Below are 6,083 nucleotides of genomic sequence, written 5' to 3'. Positions count from 1 at the left end.
GCCACTACAGCCACGAGGTACGCACCGCGGTGACGCGCACCCCCGACCTGACCGACATCCCCGAGATCTGGGACCTCTACGGAGGCGCCGGGCTGTTCGCCGCCGGGGTTCGGGACGCGATCCCGGGCGCCCGCGTGACAGTCGTCGAATCCGCCACGGCGTCGCTGCACGCGGCCACGGACACCCTCGGCGGCCCGCCCGGGGACCCCGCCGGCGGGGGAGTGAGGACCCTGCGTTCCCGGGTCGAGACGTTCCTCGAGGACCGCGACGACCGGCCGGCGGACCACCCCGATCCGGAGGTCATCATCCTCGATCCCCCGCGCGGCGGAGCGGGGATCCCGGTCATGCGGCGGCTCGCGGCGACAGGTGCGTCCCGGATCGTGCACGTGGGCTGCGATCCGGCGAGTCTGGCGCGGGACATCGGCGTCCTCGTGGCCGCCGGGTGGACGCTCACGGACCTCCACGGGGTGGCGGCCTTCCCGGGCACCCATCACGTCGAGGGGATCGCCGTACTGGACTCGCCGGGACGCTCCTGATCCGGCACCGCAGGTAGGGGCCCACACGTCCGCCCGTGGGCGAGGTCGCGCGGCGCCAGCCAGTAGACTGACCATTCGACCCAGCAGGGTGTCGGTCACGGAAGGGGCAGTCGACAGCAATGAGCGTGCTCGAACAGGTTGACGGCCCATCCGATCTGCGGCGGCTCGGTCCCGGGGAGTTGGCCGCGCTGTGCGGGGAGATACGTGAATTCCTCATCCGTAAGGTCGCCGCGACGGGCGGGCACCTCGGCCCGAATCTCGGCGTCGTCGAACTGACCGTGGCGTTGCACCGGGTCTTCGACTCACCCCGCGACCCCGTCGTCTTCGACACCGGACACCAGTCCTACGTCCACAAGATCCTCACCGGTCGTCGCGATCAGTTCGACGGGCTCCGCACCCGCGGGGGGTTGTCCGGTTACCCGTGTCGCGCGGAGAGCGAGCACGACGTGGTCGAGTCCTCGCACGCCACGGCCTCCCTGTCATACGCGGACGGGTTGGCCAAGGCGTTCTCGTTGCGCGGGGAGTCCGATCGGACCGTCGTCACCGTGATCGGCGACGGCGCGATGACCGGTGGCATGGCATGGGAGGCCCTCAACAACATCGCCGCCGCCAAGGACCGCCCCATGGTCATCGTCGTCAACGACAACGGCCGCTCGTACTCGCCGACCATCGGAGGGCTCGCCGACCGCCTCGGCGCGCTGCGGCTCCAGCCGGCGTACGAGAAGGCGATGGATCGCACGAAGAACGCGCTCACGGGCCGCAAGGACGTCGTGGGGAAGGCCGTCTACTCGGTGCTCCACGGCATCAAGACGGGAGTCAAGGACGTCGTGTCGCCGCAGGAGTTGTTCGCGGACCTGGGGCTCAAGTACATGGGGCCGGTCGACGGGCACAATCTCGCCGCCACGGAGGCGGCCCTGCGCCTCGCGAAGGATTTCGGCGGCCCGGTGGTGGTCCACGTCGTCACCCGTAAGGGGATGGGCTACGTCCACGCCGAGAACAACGAGGCGGACCAGATGCACGCCACCGGGGTCATCGATCCCGAGACCGGAAAGCCGCTGTCGACCTCCTCCGCCGTGGACTGGACGTCGGTCTTCTCCGAGGAACTGTGTGCGATCGGTGCCGAACGCGATGACGTCGTGGCCATCACGGCCGCGATGGCCGGGCCGACCGGTCTGGCCGCGTTCGGGGAGCGGTTCCCGGAACGGATGTACGACGTGGGTATCGCCGAGCAGCACGCCGTGGCCTCGGCGGCAGGGCTCGCGCTCGGTGGGCTGCACCCCGTCGTCGCGGTCTATTCGACCTTCCTCAACCGGGCGTTCGACCAGCTGCTCATGGACGTCGCGCTACTCCGACAACCGGTCACCATGGTCCTGGACCGGTCCGGCGTCACCGGCCCGGACGGTGCGAGCCACAACGGGATGTGGGACCTGTCGCTCACCGGAATCATCCCCGGGGTGCGCGTGGCCGCTCCCCGGGACGCGACCACCCTCCGGCAGGAACTGCGCGAGGCGGTGGGCATCGAGGACGGTCCGACCGTCGTCCGGTTCCCGAAGGGGTCGGTCGGTGATGCTCTGCCCGCCCTCGCCACGTCCGAGGACGGGGTCGACCGCGTGCACGGATCCGGTGACGCCGAGGTCCTCATCGTCGCGGTGGGGTCGATGGTCGCGCCCGCCATCGCCGCCGCCCGTGCCCTCGGGACAGAGGGCATCTCGGTCGACGTAGTGGACCCCAGATGGGTCTACCCGGTGCCCGCGTCGATCGTGGACGCCGCCCGTGGACGCCGTCTCGTGGTCACGGTCGAGGACAACGGTCTGCACGGTGGCGTCGGGTCAGCGGTGTCGGCATGCTTGGACAACGCTGCGGTGCGGGTCGATCGGATCGCGCTGGGCATCCCGCAGGAGTTCCTCGACCACGGCTCCCGGGGGGAGATCCTGGCCGACGCAGGACTGACCCCCGAGGGGATCTCGGACAGCATCCGGACCCGACTGGGCTGACCCGGGCCGGATCGCCGGACGCGTGCACACGCGGGCCCGTACCCACGCGTGACAGGGGCCGCGCCGGCCGGTGCCGGTGGCCGGCCCGGACTCAGGAATCCGCGCGGAAGCTCCGCACCGCCTCGAGCAGGGGGTCGGTGGCCAGTTCGATCTGCCAGGCACGGGCGCTCTCGGTGAGCAGGACGTCGTGGAGCAGTTCCGCGTCGTCCCCGGACCGGGTCGTCGCCGCGCGCCACACCCACAGTCTCAGCGTCGAGGGTTTGAGCAGGAGCCCGGGCTCCAGACCCAGGTCGTCGGCGAGTGCGCCGATCCGTTCGCGGGCGATCTCGAGCAACTCCGCGGCCTCGGGCTCGTTGCGCTTCCACGACGCGTGCGGCGGATGCTCGGCGGGCGGCCCCTGCCGGGAGGGCAGGTCGGCCCGCCCCAGCCCGTCGGCCCACTCGAGGGCGGCGAGCCATTCCCCGACGAGCCGTCGGCGGTGAGGTCCGTCGAACCCCTCGATCGCCAGCAGTGCGGTTCTGTTCGTCGGCCCCACCCTGGCGGCCTCCACGATCGCCGCGTCACCGAGGAGCCGCTTGGGGGCGATGTCCCGCTCGGCCGCGACCCGGTCCCGGGCCATCCACAACTCCCTGGCGCGCGCCAGTTGCCGGCCGTCGCGCAGGCTCGACAGCCGGGACAGTCGACGCCAGGGGTCCGGCGCGGCAGGTGCCGGGCCGGACTCCACCAGGTACCGACACTCCGCCTCGAACCACTCACGGCGGCCGAGCTCGTCGAGCCGCGGCAGGACCTCGTCCGCCAGTTCGTGCAGGAACAGCACGTCATAGGCTGCGTAGTCCAACCACGCCGCCGGCAACGGGCGACGAGACCAGTCGGCGGCGGAGTGCGCCTTGGCCAGGCCGATCCCGAGGTGCTCCGAGATCATCGCCCCGAGGTTGACCCGCTCGGTGCCGAGGAAACGTCCGGCCAGCTCGGTGTCGACGAGCGAGGTCGGCGAGACCCCCAGCTCACGCAGCGACGGGAGGTCCTGACTCGCGGCGTGGAGCAGCAGGGGGCGGGTCGACAGGACGTCGGCGAGGGAGCCGATGGTCCGACCCGGGGTCTCCGGGTCCACGAGCAGGGCGGGGCCGGTGGGGGCGCGGAGTTGCAGGAGGAAGGCCCGGTCGGCATACCGAATCCCCGAAGCGCGTTCGACGTCGACCGCGACGGGGCCGGGCGAGGACCGCAGGGCGTCGGCGACCGCCTCGATGGCGGGGAGGGCGTCGACGAACTCGTACTCGGCCGGGGGTGGCTGTGCCCCGGGCGGGGTCTCGCCGCGGCGGCGCCCGCTCACGACCGCCGGTGCAGGGAGGTCACGCCGACGGGGGGGAGGCCGGCGGCCAGGGCGAGCGTCGTGCAGAAGGCGGACGCGTGGCCGGTCAGGTCGGGCTCGAGGGCGGTCCAGGACGCGCGCAGCTCGAGCTGGTGGGACTGGGGAGGACCGGCGATGTCGCCGTAGCGGACGGAGGCGGTGCTGGTCACGGTGCCACCGAGCGAGGTGTACGGCCCGGCCTGATCGCCGAGGGCCTCGGTGAGCCAGCTCCACGCCACCTGGGGCAGGAGCGGGTCACCTGCCAGCGAGGCCTCCATGTCGGCCTGGATGTAGGCCACGAGTCGGAGGGTGCCGTTCCACGCGTCGTCCCCGGAGGGGTCGTGCAGGAGGATGAGACGGCCGAAGGCGTCGCCGTCGGAGAATTCCGGCACGTCGTCGCCGGAGGGTGGGATGATCTCGACGCCGAGGGCGTGACTGTAGGGCGCCAGTCGCTGCGGCGGGCGGATCGGGCCGACCGAGATCTCGGGGCGGACCTCGAGTCGCGACAGCGACTCGACCGCCTCCCGGAAGACCTCGGGCTCGCCGTCATTGACCGATGTACTCACGGGTCGTCACGCTAGCGACCGCCCCGGCGTGCCCCGAGGAGGCGCGCCGTCGCCTACCCGGGTGGGCTGACCGGTCGCAGCGGCGGCGTCATGGGACGATGGGGGGCGTGTTGAACTCTGATGCGTCCTCGACCTCCCGTTCCACCGACCCCGCCACCGGTGCCGCCGCAGGCCGCCGCGCCGGGACCGGCCCGTACCTCGACGAGGTGACCGGAGTCGGCGGCGCCCACACGCCGGTGTGGTTCATGCGCCAGGCGGGCCGCTCGCTCCCGGAGTACAAGGAGGTCCGCGCCGGGTCCACCATGTTGGAGGCCTGTTTCGACCCGGCGATGACGTGTGAGATCACCCTGCAGCCGGTCCGTCGCCACGGGGTGGACGCCGCGATCTTCTTCTCCGACATCGTCATCCCGTTGGCCGCGGCCGGGGTGGACATCGACATCGTGCCCGGGACCGGGCCCGTGGTGGCGGAGCCGATCCGGGACGAGGCCGGTGTCGCCGCGCTGCCCGAGCTCACCCCGGACCGCCTCGAGAAGATCGAGGAGGCCGTGCGGCTGGTCGTGGCCGAACTCGACCCGCGGGTGGCGCTCATCGGCTTCGCCGGGGCCCCCTTCACCCTGGCCTCCTACCTCATCGAGGGCGGTCCCAGCCGCAACCACGAGCACACCAAGTCGCTGATGTACTCGCGGCCCGACGTGTGGAACGCGCTCATGGCCAAGCTGGCGGACCTGACCACGGTGTTCCTGCGCGCGCAGATCGACGCCGGGGTGGACGCCGTCCAGCTCTTCGACTCGTGGGCGGGCGCGCTCAGCCAGCGGGACTACCGGTCGCTGGTGCTCCCGCACTCGACCCGCATCTTCGCCGACGAGATCATCTCGACGGTTCCCCGCACGCACTTCGGCGTGGGCACCGGCGAGCTGCTCGGGGCGATGGGCGAGGCCGGCCCGGAGGTCGTCGGCGTGGACTGGCGCATCCCCCTGGACGACGCCGCCGGGCGGGTGCCGGGCAAGGTCCTGCAGGGCAATCTCGACCCCGCGATGCTCTTCGCCGACCGGTCGGCGCTGGACGGCGAGGTCCGCCGCATCCTCGACGAGGGCCGGCGGGCCCGCGACCTCGGCGCACGCGGCCACGTGTTCAACCTCGGCCACGGTGTCCTGCCCAGCACCGACCCGGGTGCGGTGACCCACGTGGTGGAGCTCGTCCACGAGCTGACCGGGAAGTAACGGTGGGCCCTCGCGTCGCCGTGGTGGGCGGCGGACTCAGCGGGCTGACGGCCGCCTACCAGCTCTCGCGCGAGCTGCCGGACGCCCACGTCACGGTCCTCGAGGCCTCGGACCGGCCGGGCGGGGCACTCCACACCGTCGACTTCCCGTCCGGTCCGATGGAGCTCGGCGCCGAGGCCTTCATCGGCCGCCGACCCGAGGCGAGCGACCTCGTCGCCGAACTCGGCCTGACCGGGTCGCTGCGTCATCCCGGGCCGCTCGGACCGGCGATCCTCACCGGGGGTCGGATGGTGCCCATGCCCGTCGGCACGTTGATGGGTCTGCCGTCCGACGTCGGGGCGTTGGCGGACGTGCTGAGCCCGCGGGAGCGCGCTGCGGCCGCGCGCGAGGCCGACCTGCCGCTGGACTGGGAGCCGGGC

The 6,083-nt window shown here is 72.4% G+C and carries 6 protein-coding genes; 4 read left to right on the top strand and 2 right to left on the bottom strand.

The window, feature by feature from the left end:
* Positions 1-536, top strand: a 536-nt coding sequence (locus G6024_RS01905) for a class I SAM-dependent RNA methyltransferase (RefSeq protein ID WP_478213468.1), incomplete at its 5' end; no start/stop codon positions are given.
* Between the two features lie 119 nt (positions 537-655).
* Entirely contained in the window at positions 656-2,530 is a 1,875-nt protein-coding gene (gene dxs, locus G6024_RS01900) for a 1-deoxy-D-xylulose-5-phosphate synthase (RefSeq protein ID WP_069389078.1), read from the top strand.
* A 91-nt stretch (positions 2,531-2,621) separates the two neighbouring features.
* Here dxs and G6024_RS01895 read toward each other — a convergent pair whose 3' ends face one another.
* Together G6024_RS01895 and G6024_RS01890 are read right to left on the bottom strand one after the other, a co-directional pair.
* Positions 2,622-3,860, bottom strand: a complete 1,239-nt coding sequence (locus G6024_RS01895) for an HRDC domain-containing protein (RefSeq protein ID WP_159147776.1) — start codon at positions 3,858-3,860, stop codon at positions 2,622-2,624.
* Positions 3,857-4,444, bottom strand: a complete 588-nt coding sequence (locus G6024_RS01890; RefSeq protein WP_159147774.1) for a DUF3000 domain-containing protein — start codon at positions 4,442-4,444, stop codon at positions 3,857-3,859. Before G6024_RS01890 ends, G6024_RS01895 begins: the two co-directional genes overlap by 4 nt.
* A 98-nt stretch (positions 4,445-4,542) precedes the next feature.
* Between G6024_RS01890 and hemE the strand changes: the two genes are divergently transcribed.
* Positions 4,543-5,664, top strand: coding sequence for a uroporphyrinogen decarboxylase (hemE, locus tag G6024_RS01885; RefSeq protein WP_194307190.1), 1,122 nt, complete (start codon positions 4,543-4,545; stop codon positions 5,662-5,664).
* A 2-nt stretch (positions 5,665-5,666) separates the two neighbouring features.
* Positions 5,667-6,083: FAD-dependent oxidoreductase (locus G6024_RS01880; RefSeq protein ID WP_159147769.1), on the top strand; the 417-nt coding region annotated here is incomplete at its 3' end.

This window comes from Dietzia maris (assembly GCF_014144855.1).
Classification (GTDB): Bacteria; Actinomycetota; Actinomycetes; order Mycobacteriales; family Mycobacteriaceae; genus Dietzia; species Dietzia kunjamensis.
This window is presented reverse-complemented; position numbering and strand designations above follow the sequence as displayed.